The sequence below is a fragment of the Telluria sp. RT2P19 genome (assembly GCF_059685725.1).
Genome location: NZ_JCASIL010000019.1, coordinates 63230 through 85179 on the forward strand (window position 1 = coordinate 63230; position 21950 = coordinate 85179).

General features: G+C 65.1%; 18 protein-coding genes. 6 read left to right on the forward strand and 12 right to left on the reverse strand.

Annotated elements, in window-relative coordinates; genetic code table 11:
- Positions 1-25 precede the first annotated feature (25 nt).
- Positions 26-766 carry an HAD family hydrolase gene (locus AC56KW_RS20690; protein ID WP_497172557.1) on the forward strand — a complete coding sequence of 247 codons (741 nt, stop codon included), beginning with the start codon at positions 26-28 and terminating at the stop codon, positions 764-766.
- Here AC56KW_RS20690 and AC56KW_RS20695 read toward each other — a convergent pair.
- The 10 genes from AC56KW_RS20695 to AC56KW_RS20740 form a co-directional block, all read right to left on the reverse strand.
- Positions 715-1182, reverse strand: a complete 468-nt coding sequence (locus AC56KW_RS20695) for a hypothetical protein (protein WP_497172558.1) — start codon at positions 1180-1182, stop codon at positions 715-717. The two genes, AC56KW_RS20690 and AC56KW_RS20695, sit on opposite strands and share 52 nt — an antisense overlap.
- Positions 1175-2368, reverse strand: coding sequence for an MGDG synthase family glycosyltransferase (locus AC56KW_RS20700; protein ID WP_497172559.1), 1194 nt, complete (start codon positions 2366-2368; stop codon positions 1175-1177). The genes AC56KW_RS20695 and AC56KW_RS20700 overlap by 8 nt, the downstream gene beginning before the upstream one ends.
- A 135-nt stretch (positions 2369-2503) precedes the next feature.
- Complete coding sequence (locus AC56KW_RS20705) at positions 2504-3676, reverse strand: glycosyltransferase family 4 protein (RefSeq protein WP_497172560.1); 1173 nt, start codon at positions 3674-3676, stop codon at positions 2504-2506.
- Complete coding sequence (locus tag AC56KW_RS20710) at positions 3676-4887, reverse strand: TIGR04063 family PEP-CTERM/XrtA system glycosyltransferase (protein WP_497172561.1); 1212 nt, start codon at positions 4885-4887, stop codon at positions 3676-3678. The genes AC56KW_RS20705 and AC56KW_RS20710 overlap by 1 nt, the downstream gene beginning before the upstream one ends.
- 19 nt (positions 4888-4906) lie before the next feature.
- Positions 4907-6187 carry a UDP-N-acetyl-D-mannosamine dehydrogenase gene (wecC, locus tag AC56KW_RS20715; protein WP_497172562.1) on the reverse strand — a complete coding sequence of 427 codons (1281 nt, stop codon included), beginning with the start codon at positions 6185-6187 and terminating at the stop codon, positions 4907-4909.
- Positions 6171-7307 carry a non-hydrolyzing UDP-N-acetylglucosamine 2-epimerase gene (gene wecB / locus AC56KW_RS20720; protein WP_497172563.1) on the reverse strand — a complete coding sequence of 379 codons (1137 nt, stop codon included), beginning with the start codon at positions 7305-7307 and terminating at the stop codon, positions 6171-6173. The genes wecC and wecB overlap by 17 nt, the downstream gene beginning before the upstream one ends.
- 313 nt (positions 7308-7620) lie before the next feature.
- On the reverse strand, positions 7621-9447 hold the full coding sequence (locus tag AC56KW_RS20725) for a glycoside hydrolase family 15 protein (protein WP_497172564.1): 1827 nt from the start codon (positions 9445-9447) through the stop codon (positions 7621-7623).
- A gap of 11 nt (positions 9448-9458) precedes the next feature.
- Complete coding sequence (otsB, locus tag AC56KW_RS20730) at positions 9459-10226, reverse strand: trehalose-phosphatase (protein WP_497172565.1); 768 nt, start codon at positions 10224-10226, stop codon at positions 9459-9461.
- Positions 10223-12475: an alpha,alpha-trehalose-phosphate synthase (UDP-forming) gene (locus tag AC56KW_RS20735; protein ID WP_497172566.1), complete on the reverse strand. Its 2253-nt coding sequence runs from the start codon at positions 12473-12475 to the stop codon at positions 10223-10225. Before AC56KW_RS20735 ends, otsB begins: the two co-directional genes overlap by 4 nt.
- 137 nt (positions 12476-12612) lie before the next feature.
- Complete coding sequence (locus AC56KW_RS20740) at positions 12613-13152, reverse strand: hypothetical protein (protein WP_497172567.1); 540 nt, start codon at positions 13150-13152, stop codon at positions 12613-12615.
- A 502-nt stretch (positions 13153-13654) separates the two neighbouring features.
- Here AC56KW_RS20740 and AC56KW_RS20745 point away from each other — a divergent pair.
- From AC56KW_RS20745 to AC56KW_RS20765, 5 genes are all read left to right on the forward strand, one after another.
- Complete coding sequence (locus AC56KW_RS20745) at positions 13655-14296, forward strand: choice-of-anchor J domain-containing protein (protein ID WP_497172568.1); 642 nt, start codon at positions 13655-13657, stop codon at positions 14294-14296.
- Between the two features lie 73 nt (positions 14297-14369).
- Positions 14370-14810, forward strand: coding sequence for a post-PEP-CTERM-1 domain-containing protein (locus AC56KW_RS20750; protein ID WP_497172569.1), 441 nt, complete (start codon positions 14370-14372; stop codon positions 14808-14810).
- Between the two features lie 2 nt (positions 14811-14812).
- On the forward strand, positions 14813-16303 hold the full coding sequence (locus tag AC56KW_RS20755) for a PA domain-containing protein (protein ID WP_497172570.1): 1491 nt from the start codon (positions 14813-14815) through the stop codon (positions 16301-16303).
- A 457-nt stretch (positions 16304-16760) separates the two neighbouring features.
- Positions 16761-17267: a host attachment protein gene (locus AC56KW_RS20760; RefSeq protein ID WP_497172571.1), complete on the forward strand. Its 507-nt coding sequence runs from the start codon at positions 16761-16763 to the stop codon at positions 17265-17267.
- 199 nt (positions 17268-17466) lie between these two features.
- Positions 17467-18009, forward strand: coding sequence for a hypothetical protein (locus AC56KW_RS20765; protein ID WP_497172572.1), 543 nt, complete (start codon positions 17467-17469; stop codon positions 18007-18009).
- Here AC56KW_RS20765 and AC56KW_RS20770 read toward each other — a convergent pair.
- On the reverse strand, positions 17990-21319 hold the full coding sequence (locus AC56KW_RS20770) for a DEAD/DEAH box helicase (protein WP_497172573.1): 3330 nt from the start codon (positions 21317-21319) through the stop codon (positions 17990-17992). The genes AC56KW_RS20765 and AC56KW_RS20770 overlap by 20 nt on opposite strands.
- Positions 21320-21377: 58 nt before the next feature.
- Positions 21378-21848 carry a YgiW/YdeI family stress tolerance OB fold protein gene (locus tag AC56KW_RS20775; RefSeq protein WP_497172574.1) on the reverse strand — a complete coding sequence of 157 codons (471 nt, stop codon included), beginning with the start codon at positions 21846-21848 and terminating at the stop codon, positions 21378-21380.
- Positions 21849-21950: the final 102 nt, after the last annotated feature.

Consider the following 21950-nt stretch of genomic DNA (forward strand, 5'->3'; position numbering starts at 1 on the left):
AACGCTAACCGGATACGCAGACATCATGTACAAAAGCGACAAGAAGCTCCTGATCCTCGACGCCGACGGCACCACCATCGATGCCTTCTCCGCGATCGAGACGGCATTTTCCCGCCACGGCCTGGTGATCGGAGAAGAGACCCGGTTCCAGAAGCGGCACAACCTGCTCAAGTACCTGGGCGGCTTGAAAGAGTTCCCGTCAATCCTGCGCAAGAATCTGCGCAAGAACAGCCGCGCGCAACTGATCGACACCCTGACCTGCATCTACCGGCAAGAAGCACGGCTCTATGACGGCATCGCCGACCTGATCCGCGAACTGATCGCCGCGCCCGACATCACGGTCGGCATCGTGACCCGCAACATCACGCTCGATCCGCTGGAGACCCTGCGCCAGCTGTTCATACGCCACGATATCGATATCGCCGAACTCGACTTCATGGTCCACATTCCGCTCAAGGAAAAAAAGACCGCGCAATTTCGCGCGACGCGCGAACAGTTCGGCATCAACCCGGCGCGCGCGTATATCTGCGGCGACGAGCACAAGGATTTCGCAGCGGCGGTCGGCACCGGCATGCACCCGTTCATCGTGTCGTATGGCTTCGAAGACCACGACCGGTTGACAACCAGGTTCGGGATCCCGCACGAGCTGATCTCGCGCACCTCGACCGAGCTGTGCTGCCGGATCCGGCATGGGCTCGACCTGGGTGTGCTGGCTCAGGCGCCGTACCAGAACAGCAGCAGGCTGACGGCGCCGAATATCCAGTAGTCGACCGGGGCGCAGAACGCCCAGTGCTTGTGCCAGGGCACCAGCTCCTGCTTGAAGCGGCGCCAGCCGAAGGCGGGATTGATGACGAACCAGAGATAATCCTCGACGATCCAGAACAGCATGATCGAGGCCGCCACGCATGCTTCGAGCTCGAGCGACCACTGCCCCATGAAGAACAGCGGGAAGTGGAAAATCAGTCCGATGAAGGAAAACATCCACAGATGGTAGCCGGTCAGCGCCCGGCCGCCCATGACGATATCGAGCAGCGGGTGCTGCTCGATGCGCCAGGTCGGCAGGTTCGCCGCCCAGCCGGCTTCGCCTTCGATTTCCACCTCCACCCGCGCAAACAGGTAGGCCGCCACCAGTACTGCCCCCACCATCGCTACGACCCTGCCGCCATCCGACAATTCAACCATAAGCCTTTTCACTTTGACATTCAGACTGCCGTTTGCACCGCACCAGCACGGTTTCCAGCACCTGCATGGCCGCGTGCGGCCGGCCCAGCGCCCGAGCGCACCCGGCCATCGCCCTTAGCTGGTCGGGATGCGCCAGCAGGTGCCGCACCCGGTATGCCAGCGTCGACAGGTCGGACGCCTTGAGCGCCGCGCCATGCTCGAGCAGGTAATTCGCGTTGTGTTCTTCCTGTCCCGGGAGCGGCGCGTTGACGATCATCGGCAGGCCCATCGCCAGGCATTCGGCGCTGGTGGCGCCGCCCGGCTTGCTCACCACCAGGTCGGCGCAGGCCATCAGGCGCTCGACCCGGTCCGTGAAACCTTGCGCCGCCAGCCGGCCCGGATAACGCACGGCCAGGCGCTGCAGGGCTGCCAGTTCGGCCGCGTTCTTGCCGGCCAGCGCGATCAGCTGGAAGTCGCCGGGGATGGCCAGCAATTTTTCCGCCACCCGGCTCAAGCCTCCCAGCCCGGCGCCACCCCCCATCAGCAGCAAAGTCGTCACGGCGGGATCGAGGCCCAGTGCGTGCGCGCATTCGGCGCGGTCGTGCAACTGCGAAAAGGCCGGCATGGTGGGAATGCCGGCCACGTGGATCGCGTGCGCCGGGATGCCCTGCTCGCGCATGCGGAACGCCACCTCGTCGCTGGCCGCGAAATAGCCGGCGACGTGCGGATGGATCCACATGCGGTGCAGGTCGAAATCGGTCACCTGCACCCAGAGCGGGCAGGTCAAGGCGCCGGCCGTGATCTGCTGCGACAGGATCTCGGCCGGCTGAAAGTGCGTGCAAATAATGGCGTCCGGCGCCAGCGCGGCGACTCGTGCCGCCAGCGGGCGGCAGTCGCGTCGCTCGATCCAGCGCCGCAGGCGGTTGCACCAGCCATCCGGCCGGGCTTCGCCGGTCAGCCGGTACACGTGGCGCCACAGGCCAGGCATGCGCTTGATCAGCAGCAGGTAGCACTCGGTGTACACCTTGCGCAGGCGCGGCGCGGCGAAGGCCATCGCGTCCAGGTGGATCACGTCGACGTCGCGATAGTGGATCGCCGCGCAAGAACGGATAGCCTCGGCGACCCGGGTATGACCGGCGCCGGCGGGCACGCTGAGCACGAGAATCTTTTTCCCGGCGATGCCTTGTTGAATGTCGCCCTGCCTCATGCGGCGCGCCTTGCGGCGGCCATGCGCGCCGTCCTGACTGTCGAATCACCCCACGCCATGCACGCCCCCCCGGGTCACGGTATGCAGGCGAATGTAATCGCGAAATATGACCCGCCCATGACGGCGGGTGAGCGCTTATGCGAGAGCCAGCGATTCGCCCTGCTCGAGGATGGAGCGGAACAGCCGCAGCTGCCCGGCCGTGGTGTCGTCCCAGCTGAAGCCTTCGGCGTAGCGGCGCACGGCGGCGCGCTCGGGATAGTTGGCGCGCAGGCGGTTGACGGCTTCGGCCACGCCTTCGGGCGTGCGTTCGTTCATCAGCACGCCGGCCTCGGGCGCCGCCACCACTTCGGGCGTGCCGTACACGCGGCTGGCCACGACGGGGGTGCCGCACGCCATCGATTCGAGCAGCACGTTGGCCCAGCCTTCGCGGCTGGACGACAGCACCATCGCATCGGCGGCGCCGTACTGGACGCGCAGCTCCTGTTGCGAGACGGCGCCGAGGAAGGTGACCCGGTCCTCGAGCTTCAATTCGCGCACGAGGTTTTCGAGCATCCCCCGGTTCGGGCCTTCGCCGGCGATCACCAGGCGCACGCCCGGCAACAGGGGCAAGGCGCCGATACTCAATTCCTGGGCCTTGACCGGCACCAGGTGGCCCACCGTCACCAGCGTGAACGGCTTGTCTTCCCGTCGTTCCGGTGGCCGGAACAGCTGCAGGTCGACGCCATTGCGCAGCGCGACGACGCGGGCCGGGTCGATGCCCAGGCCGATCACTTCATCGCGCAGCGCACTGGCGACGGTGATGATACCGTCAGCGCGGCTGGCGGCCCAATGGATCATCCTGCGTGGCAGCGCGAACTTGGGAAACAGCGTGATGTCCGAACCGCGCGCCGTGATCACGAACGGCTTGTTGAAATAACGGGCCAGCAGCGCCGCCGCCACACCGTCCGGATAAAAATAGTGGGCGTCGATCAGGTCGAAGTCATAACCTTCGTCGATCATGCGCGCGATCGTTCCCTTGGCCGACTGGAACAGCAGCGCCGGCGCCACGTTCATGCCGACCTTGGGCACCACCAGGTAGGGCGGATGCTCGACCCGGATGCCATGGCGCACTTCGCTGCGCGGCACTTTGGCCTGGCGCGCATACTGCCCGAACATCGGATGTTTCGACGGGAACCACGGCGCCGGCGCCACCACGCGCGCCTCGACCTGGCCGCTGGCGACCAGGTGGCGCAAGCGCGTTTCGACGAAAATGCCGTGGCCCGGCTTTTCGCTGTTGGGGAACAGCGTACTGAACGTCAGGATCTTCATCAGGCCGCGGCGCCCGTCAGGCGGCCATAGATGCTCTTGTAACGGCCGACACTGGCTTTCCAGTTACGCTCGCTTTCCACGAACTGGCGGCCCGCCGCGCGCAGCGCCGGCCAGTCGTCCTGGGCGTCGGCCAGGGCCCCGACCTTGTCGGCCAGCGCCTGCGGATCGTCGGCCTTGAACAGCACGCCGGTCTTGCCGTCGACGATCAGTTCGAGATGGCCGCCCACGTCGGACGCGGCCAGCACCCGGCCCTGGGCCATCGCCTCGAGCGGCTTGAGCGGCGTGACGAGGTCGGTCAGGCGCATCGACAGGCGCGGATAGACCAGCACATCGAGCAGGTCGTAGTACATCTGCACCTGGTCGTGCGGCACCCGTCCCGTGAACACCACCTTGTCGGCAATGCCCAGGTCCTTGGCCATCTGGCGCAGGCGCGCGTCTTCCGGGCCGCCGCCGACCAGCAGGATGCGCAGGTCGGGCCGCTCGGCGCTCAGGGCGGGCGCCGCGCGCAGCAGGATGTCCAGGCCCTCGTAGGCATAGAAGGACCCGATGAAGCCGATCAGGCGCGCGCCTTGCAGGCCGAGCCTGGTCTTGAGGTCCTGGTCGGCCACGCCGCCGACGGCGAACTTGTCGATGTCGACGGAGTTCGGGATCACGGTGACCTTGTCGGCCGGGATGCCGCGCGCCACGATGTCGCGGCGCAGGCCTTCGCAAATGGTCGTGACGGCGTCGGCGCGCTTGAGCGCGTGGGTTTCCAGCGCGCGCGTCAGGCGGTAGCGCAGGCCGCCCTCGGTCGCGGTGCCGTGGTCGACCGCGGCGTCTTCCCAGAAGGCGCGCACCTCGTACACCACGGGGATGCCGAATTTCTTGCCGGCCTTGAGCGCCGCGATCGCGTTCAGCGACGGCGAATGCGCATGCAGGACGTCCGGCTTGATCTGCGGGATGATCTCGGACAGGCGGCGCACGAGACCGTCGACCACCTGTTTCTGCTTGAGCACCGGCCATTTCGCCAGGGGATTGTCGGCGTGCGGCGTGCGGTAGAAATGCAGGTCGTCGACGGTTTCCTCGCGCAACGCGCCCGAGTTCTGCTTGGAACCCGTCACGTGGAAGGTTTCCCACCCAAGCGCGCGCTGTTCGCGCAGGATCGAATGGGTGCGGAAGGTATAGCCGCTGTGCAGCGGAATCGAATGATCCAGGACGTGAAGTACACGCATGACGGATTCCTTTGCGAGGTCAGCGGCCAGTGGCGCTGAGGTAGCCGCAGGTGTCGATGATCACCTTGTCGGCGAACAGCGCTTCCTTGAGCGCCATGAACGGCCTGTGGTTGACCAGCATGACCACGATCTGCGCGCGCGCCAGCGCATCCTGCGGCGTGCGCAGCTCGCCCTTGTCGAGGCTCGCGGGCAGCGCCGAAATATTCGGCTCGACCACGATGATGCGGCTGCTGTGGGTTTTCGCGATCTCGGCGGCGATGTCGAGGGCCGGGCTTTCGCGCAGGTCGTCGATATCGGGCTTGAAGGCGAGGCCGAAGCAGGCGATCGTGACATCGGATTCCTTGCGAGTCGGGTTGGCGGCGAGGTATTTGTCGACCTCTTCCCGCACCTTGTCGAGCACCCAGTGCGGCTTGTAGTCGTTGACTTCGCGCGCGGCCCGGATCAGCTTGGCCTGCTCCGGCGCGCTGTGCACGATGAACCACGGGTCGACCGCGATGCAGTGGCCGCCCACGCCCGGGCCCGGACGCAGCACGTTCACGCGCGGATGGCGGTTCGCCAGCGCGATCAGTTCCCACACGTCGATGCCGAGCTTGCCGCAGATGACCGACAGCTCATTGGCGAACGCGATGTTCACGTCGCGGAATGAATTCTCGGTGAGCTTGCACATCTCGGCCGTGCGCGAATTGGTCTCGATGCACTCGCCCTGCACGAAGGTCTGGTACAACTCGATGGCGCGCGCCGAGCAGGCCTTGGTGATGCCGCCGATGATGCGGTCGTTCGAGACCAGCTCGTGGATCACCTTGCCCGGCAACACGCGCTCGGGGCAGTAGGCGAGATTGATGTCCGCTTCGTCGTCCGGGCCCAGCGGGATTTTAAGATCGGGGCGCTCTTCGGCCAGCCATTTCGCCAGGCTTTCGGTGGTGCCCACCGGCGAGGTCGATTCGAGGATGACGAGATCGCCCTTTTTCAGCACCGGCGCAATCGAGCGCGCGGCCGCCTCGACGTAGGTGACGTCGGGCTCGTGGTCGCCGCGAAACGGCGTCGGCACCGCGATCAGGAAGGCGTCGGCCGGCTGCACGGTGGTCGAGGCCCTCAGGTAGCCCTGGTTCACGGCGGCGGCGACGATCATGTCCAGATCGGGTTCGACGATATGGGTCTGGCCGCTGTTGATGGTGTCGACCGCATCCTGGTTGATGTCGATGCCGATGACGTTCTTTTTACGCGACGCAAACATCGCAGCGGTTGGGAGACCGATGTAACCCAGACCGATCATCGAGATGGTATCAAAGGTGCTGCTCATGTTTTTCTCTTAAAAAATTGAGGATGCGGGTAGCGGCGGTGCCGTCGCCATACGGGTTGGTTGCCGAACTCATGCGCTGGTATTCGGCCGGGTCGCTCAACAGTGTACGGATGCCGCCGACAATGGAATCGATGCCGGTGCCGACCAGGCGCACCGTGCCCGCCGCCACCGCTTCTGGCCGCTCGGTGGTGTCGCGCATGACGAGCACCGGCTTGCCCAGCGATGGCGCTTCTTCCTGGATGCCGCCGGAATCGGTCAGCAGGATCGATGCGCGGTTCATCAGGTACACGAAAGGCAGGTAGCTGACCGGATCGATCAGGTGCACATTCGGATTGCCCTTGAGGATGCGTTGCACCGGCTCTTGCACATTCGGGTTCAAATGCACCGGATACAGCACTTCGACATCCGGCATGCGGCTGACTTCATCCAGGGCGCGGCAGATCTGCTCGAAGCCGCTGCCGAAATTCTCGCGCCGGTGGCCTGTCACGAGGATCAGTTTCTTTTTGCTGTCAAGGAAGTCGAACCGGGCTTCCATCTCGCGCTTGAGCTGGATATCGCTTTCCAGGCGCGCGACCACGTCGAGCAGGGCATCCACCACAGTATTACCCGTGACGCAGATATTCGCGGCCGGTACCCCTTCATCGAGCAGATTCTGTTGCGCGTGGTCGGTCGGCGCGAAATGCAGGCTGGCGATCACGCCGGTGAGGCAACGATTGACCTCTTCCGGCCACGGCGAATAGATGTTTCCAGTACGCAATCCCGCTTCTACATGGCCGACCGGTATCCGCTCGTAATACGCGGCAAGGCTGGTTGCAAAAGTCGTGGTAGTATCGCCATGGACGAAAACATAATCCGGGCGCCACTCCCGCAGCACGCCGCGCATGCCGGTGAGCACCTTGGATGTGATATCCGACAGATCCTGGCCCGGTGTCATCAGGTTCAGGTCAAAATCGGGCGTGAGCGAAAACAGGTCCAATACCTGGTCCAGCATTTGGCGGTGCTGGGCGGTCACGCAGACCTTGACGTCGATATCCGGCGAATCCGATAACGCGCGCACGACGGAAGCCATCTTGATTGCCTCCGGTCGCGTTCCGAAAACGGTAAGAACTTTTATAGTCATCTATATTATTACTACCAATGAGGCGGCGGGGCGGTATGAATGTGCTGTTGCAATTTTTAAGACGTGAGCGACAGCTGTTTCTTGCCGGATAATTTTTTGTCTAGGAAATTATACCCCAAGCAATCTAGTTGAAATTTCAATCGTGCGTTCCCATTGGAAAGCATTTCAACTCGTCTGCGTGCCTCCACTAAGAGTGCTGGACGTCAAGGTATCTGCGATACTACCGCATCCCTTAGAAGTAAAATAATAAAGTTACGTGATCAATAACGCAACACTCTACGTGTTGCGTTATTGACCGTTTGTCACGTCGTATTTACACCACGCTGTTCCACGACTTGGACAGTCGCATGGCACAATTGATCAGGCCGACCATCGAATAGGTCTGCGGGAAATTGCCCCACATTTCACCCGTGTCCGGATGAGTATCTTCCGACAACAGCCCCAGGTGGTTGCGTGCCGCCAGCATCGCTTCAAACACTTCGCGCGCTTCTTTTGTCCGTCCGATCCGTGCCAGCGCATCGATGCGCCAGAAGGTGCAGATGTTGAAGGCGGTCTCTGGCCGGCCGAAGTCGTCGGGCGCTTCATAGCGGCGCATGTACGGCCCGTCGCACAGGGATTTTTCGAGCGCGTCGACGGTGGCGACGAAACGCGGATCTTTTGGGTCGATAAAATTAATCTCGGCCATCAGCAACACGCTGGCGTCGAGGTCGCGTCCGCCCAGGCTTTCGGCGAAGGCCTGGCGCTCGTCGCTCCAGGCTTCGGCCAGCAGGCGATTGCGGATCAGTTCGGCGCGCTCACCCCAGAAGGCGGCGCGGTCCGGCAGTCCCAGCTCTTCGGCGATCTTGGCCAGCCGGTCGCAGGCCGCCCAGTTCATCAGCACCGACGAGGTGTGCACGCGGGCGCGCGTGCGCAGTTCCCACATGCCGGCGTCCGGCTCGGCCCAGACGCGGAAGGCCTGCTCGCCCACCGCTTCGAGCTGCTGGAATTCGGCAAGGCCGGCGCGCCGGAACAGGCGGTGGTCGAAGAAGGCCTGGGCCGCACCGAGCACGATATTGCCGTACACATCGTGCTGGAAGTGTTCCTGCGCCTGGTTGCCGATACGTACCGGTCGGTGGTTGCGGTAGCCGGGCAAGTGATCGACGATCGACTCGGGCAGTTGTTCCTCGAGCCCGATGCCGTACAGCGGCTGGATATGCCCCCCCTTGGCGCGCGCCACCACATTGCTCAGCCAGCGCAGGTAGTCTTCCATGGTCCCCACTTCGGACAGGCTGTTCAGGGCCCGGATCACGAAGAAGGCATCGCGCAGCCAGCAGTAGCGGTAGTCCCAGTTGCGTTCGCTGCCCGGGGCTTCCGGCACGCTGGTGGTCATGGCGGCGATGATGGCGCCGGTGTCCTCATACAACGACAGCTTGAGCGTGATGGCGGCGCGAATCACGACGTCCTGCCACTCGAGCGGCAAGGCCAGGCGGCGTGACCAGGTGCGCCAGTAGCCGATGGTTTCTTTCTCGAAGCGGTGGGCGGTGTCCTGGATGCCGTCGGCCAGCGTTTCGTCCGGCCCCAGCATGAAGTTAACCGGCCGGTCGAGCAGGAAATACGATTCGGCCAGCACATAGCTGAGCGAGGCATCGGTGTTCAGGCGCAGGGTCTGGTCGGGCCCGACGTAGCGGATGTGGTGGCTGCCCTGCGTGATCTCGGGCAGCTTGGCCCCATACTCGAAGCGCGGCCGCAGCTTGACGCGCACGCGCACGCCGGCGCCGATCGGCTTTACGCGGCGCACCAGCATCAGGGGCCGGAACATGCGGTCGCGGCTCAGGAAGCGCGGCGCGAAATCGGTGATCTCGATGCCGTTGCCGGCGCCATCGATCAGGCGCGTGCGCAGCACCGCCGTGTTCGGCTCATAGACCTGCTCGCTGCGCACGACGTCTTCCAGCTCGATGCTCCACAAGCCGCCGTTCTCGCTCGGGTCGAGCAAGGCGTTGAATACCGGATCGCCGTCGAAGCGCGGCAGGCAGCACCATACCATCCGCCCCATGCGGTCGATCATGGCGCTGAAGGCGCAATTGCCGACCACGCCGCAATCGAGCGAGCCCGGCGCTTCGTTCACGGCGGTCGAACCGGGGTGCTGGGAAACATCGTTCATGCTGTGTCCTTTCAATGGGTTGACGTGGCGGCGGCCCGCGCAAGCGCCTCGCGCACGGCCTGGCTCGACGCGATGCGCCAGCCGGCCACCGTCGGGCCAGGTCCGACCTTGAGGCCGATCCCGCCGATGCGCTGTACGTGTTCGAAGCCGGCTTCGTCGGTGGTGTCGTCGCCGATGAACAGGGGCCGGTGGCCGGCGAACGGGGCCTCGGCCAGGAAGTCGCGGATCGCCGTCCCCTTGCTGACGCCGGCGGCCTTGATCTCGACGATCATCTTGCCCTCCATGAGCAGCAGGCCCAGGCTGGTGCGCACCGCATCGGTCATGGTCTCGACGCACAGCGCCTGCAGTTCCGGCGCCTGGCGGTAATGCAGGGCCAGCGCGCCGTGTTTTTCCTCGACCCACAGGCCGGGGTGGCGCGCGGCCAGGGCGTGGGCCTGGGTGCGCACCGCGCTGAAATCCGGCGCCGGCAACTGGCGCAGCACGCCATCGAGGCCGCGTCGCTCCATGCCGTGCACGCCGGCTGCCGGCAGCACCAGCGGCGCCAGCATCCGGTCGAGCTCGGCGACCGGGCGGCCGGAGACGATGGCCAGCCGGCCGCCCAGCCGCTGCTGCAAGGCGCCCAGGGCGGCCAGCAATTGCGGCGTCACCACCACCTGGTCGGGCCGCGGCGCGATATCGACCAGCGTACCGTCGAAGTCGAGGAACAGCGCGCAACCGGGCGCGGCGAGCAGGTCCAGCGCTTCCTGTTCGTTGGTGTCGATGCTCATCTGCTCTTTCATGCCTCCCCCTTGCGCACCCGGTTCTGGCTGAGCGAGTTGATCCTGGAGCGCACGCGCTCGCGCTGGCGCAGCCGGGCTGCGTCCTGCAGCATGCGGCCCGCCCAGCGATACACATTGAAGTCGCGCACCCGCACGCGCATGGTGCGCATCCGCTCGCGCTGCTCGTCGGCCGGCATGCGCAGCGCGCGGTACAGCGCTTCGGCGCCCTCTTCGATGTGGTAAGGATTGACGATCAGCGCCTCATGCAGCTCGCGCGCGGCGCCGGTGAACTGGCTCAGGATCAGCACGCCCTGCTCGTCGTCGCGCGAGGCGATGAATTCCTTGGCCACCAGGTTCATGCCATCGTGCAGGCTGGTCACGCTGCACACTTCGGAGGCGCGGAAATACGTACGCAACTGTGCTTGTTCATGGTGTTCGGTCTTGAGGATGATGGGCAGGTAACTGCCGCTGGAGAAGCGCTGGTTGATGCGCTGGGCCAGCGCGCGCACCCGCGCTTCGAAATTCTGGTATTCGTCGAGCGAAGAGCGGGTCGGCGCCGCGATCTGCACGAAAGTGAACTTACCGACCATGTCCGGATGCAGCTCGAGCATGCGCTCGACCGCCTGGAAGCGTTCGATGATGCCCTTGGTGTAGTCGAGGCGGTCGACGCCGATGCCCAGCAACTGGTCGGCCGGCAGCGCCAGCGCCTGGCGGATCTCGGCGCGGCAGGCCGCCACGTCGCACTCGTCCGGCGCGGCCTCGGGCCAGGCGATCGAAATCGGGTACGGCTTCACCTGGGTCAGCTCGTTGCCATAGCTGACGGTCGAGGCCTCGTTCTCGATACGGGTCTCGAGATAGCGGTCGACGGTATCGAGGAAGTTCTTGCGGTGGAACGGCGTATGGAAGCCAAGGATCGTGCTGCCCAGCATGCCGTCGAGGATTTCCTCGCGCCACGGGCAGATGCCGAATGACTCCGGATTCGGCCACGGGATGTGCCAGAAGGTGATGATGGTGGCCTTCGGCAGCACCGCGCGCACCATGCGCGGCAGCAGGGCGAAGTGGTAATCCTGGACCAGCACCACCGGGTTGTCGGAACGCGCTTCCTGGATCACGGCGTCAGCGAAGCGCTGGTTGACCCTGACGTATTCGGCCCAGTCGGACGAGCGGAACACCGGCCGCACGTGGGCGATATGGCACAGCGGCCACAGGCCCTCGTTGGCGAAGCCGTAGTAGTAGCCCTGCTCTTCTTCCTTCGACAGCCAGACGCGGCGCAGCGTATAGCTCGGGTTGTCGGGCGGCACGCGGACATGGTCATTGGCGTCGACCGTGTCGTGGTCGGCCGAGCCGGCGCCGTGCGCGATCCAGGTGCCGGAACAGGCGCGCATCACCGCTTCGACCGCCGTCACCAGGCCGCTGGCGGGGCGCTGCACCTTGACGCCGCCCGGCGTGTTCACGTGGATATACGGTTCGCGGTTCGAGACCACCAGGATCTCGTCGCCCGCCAGGTCCTGGTTCAGCAAGGTCTTGAGCGTGTCGGCGCCCCAGGTCTGCGACTCGACGCCGCTGCCCTGCAATTCACGGTTGTATTCGTTGAGCAGGGCGCGCAATTCGCTGGCCAGCGGCGCGATTTCCGGCGGCATGGGGCCAGGCCGGCGCGGCGACAATTCGCCGCGCAGCATTTCGCGCACGCCGTTGAGCCAGCCGTGCCAGCTCAGGTGGGCGATCAGCACCGTGATCAGCGAGATCGCACCGGCCAGCACGACGAACAGTCCGATGATGTATTTCTGGGTGTCTTCGCTGCGCTGCTCGATGAAGCTCATGTCCTGCACCAGCACCAGGCGTCCGGCGGAAATGCCGTCCTGGATCAGATCGCGGCTCGAGACATGCACCGGTCCGCGCGGCAGGCGCACGACGGGATTGGCGTCTTCGCCGTCCGCGCCCTGGCGGCAACCGAGCGACAGCGGATAGGTATCGGTCTTGTACAGCAGCGTTCCGTCGGGCGCGCAGAAGCCAAGCGCATACAGGCGCTCGTCCTGGATCGCGCGGCTGAACGCGTCGTTGATGCGCGCGGAATCATTATCCTCAAGGTAATTGAGCAGCGGCTGTTGCAGCGTGCTTGATACCAGCTGGGAACGCGTATCGAGATCCCGCACGAACCAGCGTACGGTGAGATTTTCCATCCATGGAATCGCGAAATAACCGAACAGCGCCAGCACCAGGGCCAGCGGAACGATGAAGCGCACGGACAGTTGTGCCGATCTGAACTGCATGAAGCTCCTTCAAGATGGGACGACGTCGCCGACCATCCAAGTATAGCTATTTGCAAATTATCATGTCGCAACGTTGCGCACTGCACCATGAAATCGGCCAGACCGGCAGGTGGACGGGACGCCAGGCCCCGGCGCCTTTATCCCGGCACGCGCTGCAGGACGAATTCGGCGCGCGGCCTGGCATGGCGCTCCAGGCGATAGGTCAGGGTCTTGCCGTCTTCACTCAGGCTGACGGTCCAGACATTCGTTTCCGCGCCGGGCACGAGGTCGGCGGTGTATTTGTCGGCCAGGAAAGCCTGGGAGCGCGCCGTGCCGCCCTCCTTCGCCATGCCGCCATACATTGTCACCTTGTCCGGCGTGCCGTCGGCGTGCCGGTGGTCGTGGCGCAGTTCCAGTCCGGCTTGTGGGCGGGTGAAGATCCAGGTGCGCGAACGATCTGCACCGACCTGCACCGGCATGCGGATCTCGGTCGGGCTGCAGTCGACCTGGGTAGAAATCTTCTTGCCGGCGAATGCATTGTCCGGGTCGGCCGCATAGGCTTGCGCGCCTTCGAAGCGCTGTCCGCACATGCCCTGCAGGGTGGCCATGAAGCCGTCGCGCGGGTCGACCGGCGCCGGGGTGGCGGCGCAGCCGGCGGCCAGGGAAGTGACGGCAAGGAGAGGAAGAATGGCTTGCATGGGAATCCCGGTTGTATTGGATGACTGGCAAGCCTAGCACGGCGCCCGGGCGCGTTTCGCATTGGCATGGTCAGGTGAGCGCGCTTGCCAAGCGCGACGCATGCGTGGAAGATGGAATATCCACTTTATGTGCTTTGTAGACTCGCATCAGCTTCACCCGCGGCCACCGTCCTCCTGGTCGGTAACAGCCTACCTTATGGAGGTCTGACCGGCGCCATACCAGCGCCGTTCAGACCCAGGCCGCAGCACAGTCGGGGACCTGTGCAAGCCTTTGAACAAAGTTTCACCAGTTGTTAATAACTGTAAGAAAATGTCGAGAAATCTTACATTTTTTACTCTGGAATTTGCGTTTTGAAATATTTCTATTAGAAATCAAGCATCTGCATTGCTGGCACATTAAATGCTCATTGTCATCATGCCGACACAAACCCGTGAAAGCACCAAGGTTCGCGCCGCCTTATCGAGTCGCTGCCCACCGCATACCTTATTGGAGCGTATCAGCATGATGAAGAAAGCTTTATTTGCAGTAGTCGTTTCCGGCGCCATGGCAACCGCCCAGGCCGATGTCCTCGACGTTCTGGTCGACGAGGGATTCGATGACGTATCCACGCTCGATGACCGGGGCTGGATCCTGAACAATGCCAGCAATCCGGCAGGTGCCCTGAGCTGGTACCAGGGAGACCAGAGCCAGTTCGAGTCCCAGGCCGGCGCGCCCGAAAGCTACGCCGCCGTCAACTACGGCAGCGGCGTCGTGGGCGGACAAATCAATAACTGGCTCATCACACCCGAATTTTCCACCGCCATGAACACCAGCGTGTCGTTCTGGCTGCGCGGCGCCGAAGACGCCAACTTCTTCGACCAGGTGGCGTTCGGCTTCAGCACCGGCGGCAGCGCGCTGGGCGACTTCGTGCTGTCCCAGGCGATCACGGTGCAAACCGGCGAATGGACGAAGTACGTATTCAATCTCGAACCAACCGCTGGTACCGCCCGCTTCGCGATCCAGTACACCGGCCTGGCCGACAACGCCAACTATATCGGCCTCGACAGCCTGCGCATCGAAGAGGTACCGGAGCCGGCAAGCATCCTGATCCTGGCTGCCGGCGCGCTGGGCCTGGCCGCCACGCGCCGCCGCAAGCGCGCCTGACCGACCAACGCTGCAAGCCGAAGCGCACTGCGCTTCGCTCTCCCGCTTCTCTCCCCTTTTCCAGGAGATCATCATGCATCACACCATCCAGTCCGGCCAACGCCTGCTGCGCGCCGGCATCGCCGCGGCCCTGCTGGGCCTTGCGGGCCAGTCCGCCATTGCCCAGGAAATCCCGTTCAACGAAGTGCACGCGCAGGCGAACAAATCGCTGACCGTCGTCCGCGACCGCGAAACCGGCGAGCTGCGCAACGCCACCGCCGCCGAACAGGCTGCGCTGAAAGCCCAGGCCGCGTCGAAGGCGCGTGCCGCACGCGTCGCCCCCCAGCAGGTCAAGCAAAAAACCCACGCCAGTGGCGCCCGTGGCGTCCGCCTGACCGATGGCTTCATCAGCTCGTCGGTCGCCGTACGCAAGGCTGACGGCAGCATCGAAAAGCAGTGCTTCGAATCGCACGGCGACGCCAGCGGCGCCATCGCGACCGGCCACGTCCACGCCACCAAAGCTGTCACGGAGTAAACATGCGCACCCAACCATCTTCGCGAATCGCCGCACGGTCGCTGCTCGCCGCAGCGAGTCTCCTGACCTGCATGGCGGCCCAGGCTGCCGCTACCATCACGATCCAGAACCGCGACCCGGAAGGCATCGGCTTCAACGACAGGACGCCGGTGAAGCCGGTCGGCGGCAATCCCGGCACCACGCTCGGTGAACAGCGCATGAACGTCTACCGCCACGTGGCCGATATCTGGGGACGCAACCTGGACAGCACCGTCGACATCACGGTCTCGGCCGGCTGGGAGGCCCTGGAATGCACCGCCGATTCGGCCGTACTGGGCAGCGCCGGCGCATGGAATATCTGGATCAATTTCCCAGGCGGTAAGCCAAACACCTGGTACCCGCAGGCGCTGGCCAACAAGCTGGCCGGTGAGAACCTCAGCGCCGGCCAGGAAGATGATGGCAGCGGCTATTACAACGTCGACATCAAGACCCAGTTCAACATCAACCTCGGCAAGACGGGCTGCCTGGACGGCAGCGAGTTCTACCTCGGCCTGGACGGGAACGAAGGCAGCAAAGTCGACTTCGCCGCCACGCTATTGCACGAACTGGGTCACGGCCTTGGTTTTGCGCTGACCACGACCAATACCCAGTACGGCTACCGCATCAACGCCGCCGGCACCGCCTATGTGGTCGAAGGCGGCGCGCCCAGCTTCTGGGAAGAGTTCATGTACGATAACTCCATTGGAAAACGCTGGCTGGACATGACTTCCCCCGAACGCGCGCGCTCGGCAGTCAATAACCTGCAACTGGCCTGGACCGGCCCGAATGCGGTGGCTGGTGCACGCCTGCTGGGTCAGCTGCCGGTGGTCAAGTCGTCGAGCCCGGCGGGTGCGGTGCCGACGACGGCCTACACGGCGTCGCCGTTCGGCCCGGCGCTTCCCGTCAACGCCAAGCTCGGTGCGCTCGCGACGATCGCCACCCAGGCCGGCGAACTCGGTCCGGGGTGCTCGCCATTCAACGCTGCCAATGCGGCCGCGGTGAAGGGCAAAGTGCCGATCATCAGCCGCGGCGGCTGCAACTTCACGGTCAAGGTGAAGAATGCACAGGACGCCGGCGCCGTCGGGGTGCTGCTGCAAAACAATGTGAGCGGCGGCTTCGCACCTGGCGGCGACGATCCGACCGTCGCCATTCCTTCCGTCGGCATCTCGCTGGAAGACGGCAATGTGTTGAAGGCGGCAGTCGCAGCGGCCAAGCCGTTCGGCTCGCGGTCCCAGCCTGGGGCCGTCACGGCATCGCTGTCCACCGATCCGAACCGCAAGGCCGGCGCCGACCGCCAGGGTCGTCCATTGCTGTACACGCCGAGCGCGCTGGCTCCGGGCTCCTCGGTGTCGCACTGGGACACGTCGGCCACGCCGAACCTTTTGATGGAACCGGCCATCAGCCGCGACCTGACCCTCGAGGTGAAGCCGCCGCGTGACCTGACACTGCCGCTGCTGAAAGACGTCGGCTGGTAATCGACATCACGGCCACGGCCCACTGCGCCGTGGCCGCATCGATCGCAAGCGCGTAGCAAGGACGTGTTAACGATAAAGCGCCACCCGCGGGTGGCGCTTTCTTTTGACGGTCGAGCTTAGCCGAAAATGAAGTAAAGGATGACGAGCACGACTGCAGGAATACCAAGCAGCCAACCGATGAAATATTTACCCATGATGGAACTCCTTCGCACGCTTGTTTGCATGAGTCCATGTTGCCGGGCACACGGCATGCGGTCCGTTAGTTGCAGCACGTCCAAGAACAAATTGAGGCAATGTTGTTTCAGCAGTGCAAGGTCTGCGCTTGCGAAGGCAGTGCGCCGGGCTTTTTTATGCAGGGCTATACTGAGTCATCATCTGTCGCCATGCAGCAGTCCTGGCTCAAAGTCACCGGGCTGACGCTGGCGATTGCCATCACACCATTTTTACAGGGGGTAATATGCCAACAACCTGGACTATCGCAGCCAATTCCGGCCGCGCACGGATCTTTTCCGACGCCGAGTCGGCACAGTCGTTGCAGGAAATCGAAGACATGGTGAATCCGGCGGCGCACGCTCGCGAGCTCGACCTGGTCACCGACAAGATGGGCCAGACGGCGGCCACCAATACCACACACAATATCGGCGGCACCCAGGGCGTCGCCTTTGAACATAACGGCAAAGCCGGAGCGCCCGGCAAGACCTACCAGCCGGCCCAGACGCCCACGGAGCGTGAAGCAGAAAAGTTCGCGAAGGATATCGTGGCCTATCTGCTGCAGGCACAACAGGAAGGCCGCTTCCAGCATCTGGTGCTGTCGGCCTCGCCTGAATTCCTCGGCGTGCTGCGCGCGAACATCGATCCACAGCTCAAGTCGGCGATCAAGCGCGAAGTGAACAAGGACTACACGCATTCCAACGGCCAGGAGTTGCGCGCCCAGCTCGACGCGCACCAGGACAAGTCGGCGTAAGCCAGCGCTGCCGCTTGCGCGCCGAAAGGCCCGCCCTTGTCGGCGGGCCTTTTTTTCGCGAGATGCCTGGCACCTGGACCATGCCGCCATCGACGACCAGCCGCCGCCGTGGCCGACCGGGCATCGTCGAGGCTTTCAGCCATCGCGCCGGCAAGCGCCTGTAGTTGCCCATCTGAATGTGCTGCGTTACGCTAGCCGCATGCACATCAACGAACTACCGACCCACACGCTGGACCTGCGGGTGCGCGAACTGCAGCAGCTGTTCAACTCGCTCGACCCGGCGCCCTTCCTGAACAAGGACCTCGACCACGCCTGCGAGGCGTATATCGAGAACTGGGCGCTGTCGCTGCCGCCCGCCAGCCGCCTGCACCTGAACATCCATGTCGCGCAACTGCCGCCGGTCGGACAGGCGGGCGAGATGGTCGCCGACGCGATCCACAACTACTATGGCTACAAGGTGGAGCTGGTGCGGGGTGAACTGAAACAGCTGCTGCGCCAGGGCCGCGTCAGCCTGATGATCGGCATCGCCTTCGTCGCCAGCTGCCTGCTGCTGGCCGAGGCGATCGACAGCGCGGTGGCCGGCCACGCCGCGAAGATCGCGCGCGAAAGCCTGAACATCATCGGCTGGGTCGCGATGTGGCGGCCGGCCCAGATCTTCCTGTACGACTGGTGGCCGCTCACGGGCCGCATCAAGGTGTTCGAGAACCTGCGCTTCGCAAGGGTCAGCGTGGTGCAGGACTAGGCGCCTGTCTTGCCGGCAGCGAAAAGATGGCGCGCAAGTCGTCCGCCCGCAGGCCAGGCGCCAGCCCGGCATCGATCTCATTGGTCAATACCGCATCCGCCAACTCTCCTTTGCGGCGCTGCATTTCCTGGATTTTTTCTTCCAGCGTGCCGCGCGCGATCAGCTTGTAGACGAAGACCGGCTGCTGCTGGCCTATGCGCCAGGCGCGGTCGGTGGCCTGGTTTTCGCTGGCCGGGTTCCACCAGGGATCGTAGTGAATCACGGTATCGGCCGCCGTCAGGTTGAGCCCCACCCCGCCGGCCTTCAGGCTGATCAGGAATACAGTCACCTTCCCTTCCTGGAAGGCGGCGACCGGCGCCGCGCGGTCGAGCGTGCCGCCGGTGAGCTCGACGTAATCGGCGCCGCGTTCGCGCAAGGCCGCGCCGACCAGCGCCAGCATGCTGGTGAACTGCGAGAACACCAGCACCTTGCGGCCCTCGCTGCGCAAGGTGTCGAGCAGTTCCATCAGCGTATCGAGCTTGGCCGAGCCGGTCGTGCTTGCCGGCTCGATCAGGCGCGGGTCGCAGCATACCTGGCGCAGCTTGAGCAAGGCTTCGAGGATCACGATATGGCTGCGCGCCAGGCCCTTGCGGTCGATCTCGGCGCGCACCTTGCGGTCCATCGCTACCCGCACCGTCTCGTACAGGTCGCGCTGCGCGCTGCCGAACTCGACCGGCAACATGATCTCGGTCTTGGACGGCAGCTCGGTCGCCACCTTGTTCTTGGTCCGGCGCAGCATGAAGGGTCTGACGCGCCGCGCCAGGAAGTCCTGGCGCAACACGTCTCCCTGCTGCTCGATCGGCTTGCGGTAATGTGCCTTGAACGATCGCTCGTCGCCCAGCAGGCCCGGCATCAGGAAATTAAACTGCGACCACAGCTCGCCCAGGTGGTTCTGCACCGGCGTGCCAGTCAGACACAGGCGGTGGCGGACGTCGAGCAGGCGCGCGGTCTGCGCCGCCTTGGTGCGGTTATTCTTGATGTACTGCGCCTCGTCGAGGATCAACAGATGGTAGCGGTGCCGCCGCAGCGCGTCCTCGTCGCGGCCCAGCAAGGCATAGGTCGTCAGCACCAGGTCGTGTTCGCCGATGGCGTCGAACTGCGCGCTGCGTTCCTTGCCGTGCAGCAGCAGCACCCGCAGGCCGGGCGCAAAGCGCGCCGCTTCGGCCTGCCAGTTCGGCATCAGGCTGGTCGGCGCCACGACCAGGGCCGGCGCGTCGAGGCGCCCGGCCTCTTTCTCGGCCAGGATGTGGGCCAGGGTCTGGATGGTCTTGCCCAGGCCCATGTCGTCGGCCAGGATGCCGCCGAAACCATATTCACGCAAGAACTGCAGCCAGGCCAGGCCGCCCAGCTGGTAAGGCCGCAGCGAAGCCTGCAGGCCGGCTGGCGGCGCGACGGCCTGGATGCCGCCGAAGGCATCGAGCTTGCGGCCCAGTTCACGCAGGCGCTCGCCGCCCATCCAGCGTAGTCGCGCGGCCCGCTCCAGTTCGGCAAGGCGCGCGGCGTCCATGGCCGGCAGGCGCACCCTGGCGCCCAGGCGCTCACCGAAATACAGTTCGCCCAGCGTGGACAGGATCGGCTTGACCCGGCCCCAGGGCAAGGCGACGCGCTCGGAGTTCGTCAGCTCGACGAGCAGCGCGTCCTCGTCGCCACGCGCGGCCAGCGCATCGGCCGCGAAATCGCGCGGCGCGGCGCGCACCATCTGCACCAGCAAGGGCAATAGCGCATGGCGCTCGCCGTCGACGACGATGCCGAGTTCGAGCGAGAACCAGGCGTTGCCGCCCTCGCCTTCTTCGTCGAGCTCGGCATACCAGTCGTCGACCTCGGCCAGGTCGAAGCGATAAGCTCCCTCCATCTCGATCTGCCAGCCGGCGGCGCGCAGGCGCGCAATGTCGCGGCGCGCGAACGCGACCCAGGCCGCTTCATCGGCCAGTGTGAGCGCGCCGGGAAAATCGTCCAGCGGCGAGCCGGCCGGCCGCTGGTGGAAACCGAGTCCGGCGAGGACGGCGGCAGCGGCGGCCTCGGCGGCAAGATCGCGCTCGATAAGCTGGAGCATGCCGTTCTGCACCGAGCGCAGCGCCGGTTCGTCGCTCCCTTCGGTGGACTGGCCGGCGTACTCGAAGTACGGCAGCGCGTAGTCGAGCCAGGCTTCGTTGCGGCCCCAGCCGATATCCGCGCTGTCGAGCAGCAGGCAAGGCGTGGGGACGATGTCGGTGCGGCGAAGGGTCTCGACCGCCTGCGGCAGCGGCACGAGACGCTCCAGGCCGAGGTCGGCGAGCCGCGCAGCCATGCCGGCACGCTGGTCGGCGCCGAGCCGCGGCGCCCGGGCAACCAGGTTCACCAGGCTTGCCGGTGGCAGCGCCGCCATGGCCTCGGGCAGCGCCAGCTCTCCCAGCATGCCGTCGTCGAGGTAGAGCGGCGGATCGGTCGGCAGTACGCCCATGGGGGAGCCGGCATCCCGGAACACCCAGTCGAGCTGGACGGTGTCGTCGTCCGTGGACGAGCACCATCCGAGCGTCGCCTCGCGGCGCGGGCCGGGACGCAGGTAGAACAGTTTGTCGCCCCGGAGGTCGGCTTCGGACCACGCCAGCAGCAGGTTTTCGTCGGCGCACAGGCGGACCATGAGGCGCGCGCCGACCGGTCCCGACGCCTCGGCATCGCTCGCGACCAGGCCGCCCGCCTGCAGTGCGGCAAACAGGCGCAGCGATAATTCGGCGCCCGGGTCATGCAATGCCGGCAGCGCGCGCAGCAGGGCGTGGACGTCGTGGATCGGCGTGGTGCCGCTGATGTCGCCGTTCTTGCGCAGGCGCGCGCGGCGCAGGTGCAGGCGCGGCGGGCCGCCGGCAGCGTCGGGGGCCAGCACCCAGGCCAGCTTGAAGGGGCCGCCTGCAACCGACGGGGCGTCGCTCGGCGTCGCCTGGGACAACAGCGCCATCTGCTGCAGCCAGGCCTCGGAGCGCGCCACACTCGCCGCCGGCGACTGCGCCATCTCATGCTGGTAACGGTCGAGTTCGACCAGCAGCAGCGCCACCACATGCTTGCAGTTGTAGCTCATGGGACAGCTGCAACTACCCTGGAAATCGATGCCGCGGCGGTCCGACCTGAAGCGGATGGTCTGGCGGTACAACTCGCCGCCGCTGCCGCCGACTTCGCCGACGAGCTTGTCGTGGTCGCGGCGCGCGGTGCGCACCTTGCCCTTGCGCGCGTAGTCTTCCCCGCGCTGCAGCGTGCCGGCATCGAAGTGGCGTGTCAGGTCGGCGTGATCGTAGTACATGGGCGGCGTGGCGAGGCGGTCGAACCGCTATTATCGCCCACGCCGCCGGTCGCGGCGCCTAGTTGCTCACGACCTTGATCTGCTCGACGTCGACCTTGGATTCGCCGAACATCTCCTTGTCGAACTCACCCGTCAGCTCGACCGTGGTGTTGTGGTCGACCGTCACACCCTGCGGGAAACGGTCGGCATCGATCTCGACGGTGATCTTGCCGCTGGCGTCGGTGAACTCGTAGTCCTCGTCCCCCTTGTGGCTGGTCAGCTTGCCCTTCAGGCGCACGTACTGGTCGTCCTTGCCCTTGGCCAGCAGGTCCTTGGCCGTCATCAGCGGGGCGCCCGACGGGCCGGTGTAGCCGGAAGTCGCAGGCCTGGTGGCGGGTGCGCTGCCGGCGGCAGGAGCGGCCGGCTGCGCCGCAACCGGCGCTGCGGTCGTGGTTGCGGTCGTGGTTGCGGTCGCGCCATTCTGGGCAAGGGCGACGGCCGAACCGGCAAGCAGTGCGGCGATGCAGGAGAACTGGAAAATGCGTTTCATGGTCGGTCCTTTGTCTTGGTCTGTCGGGTTTGCCTGCACTGTGTTGACAGGCACAGGCGCATTACAACGGCCGGACATTAAACCGATCTTAAGGAGCCCGGA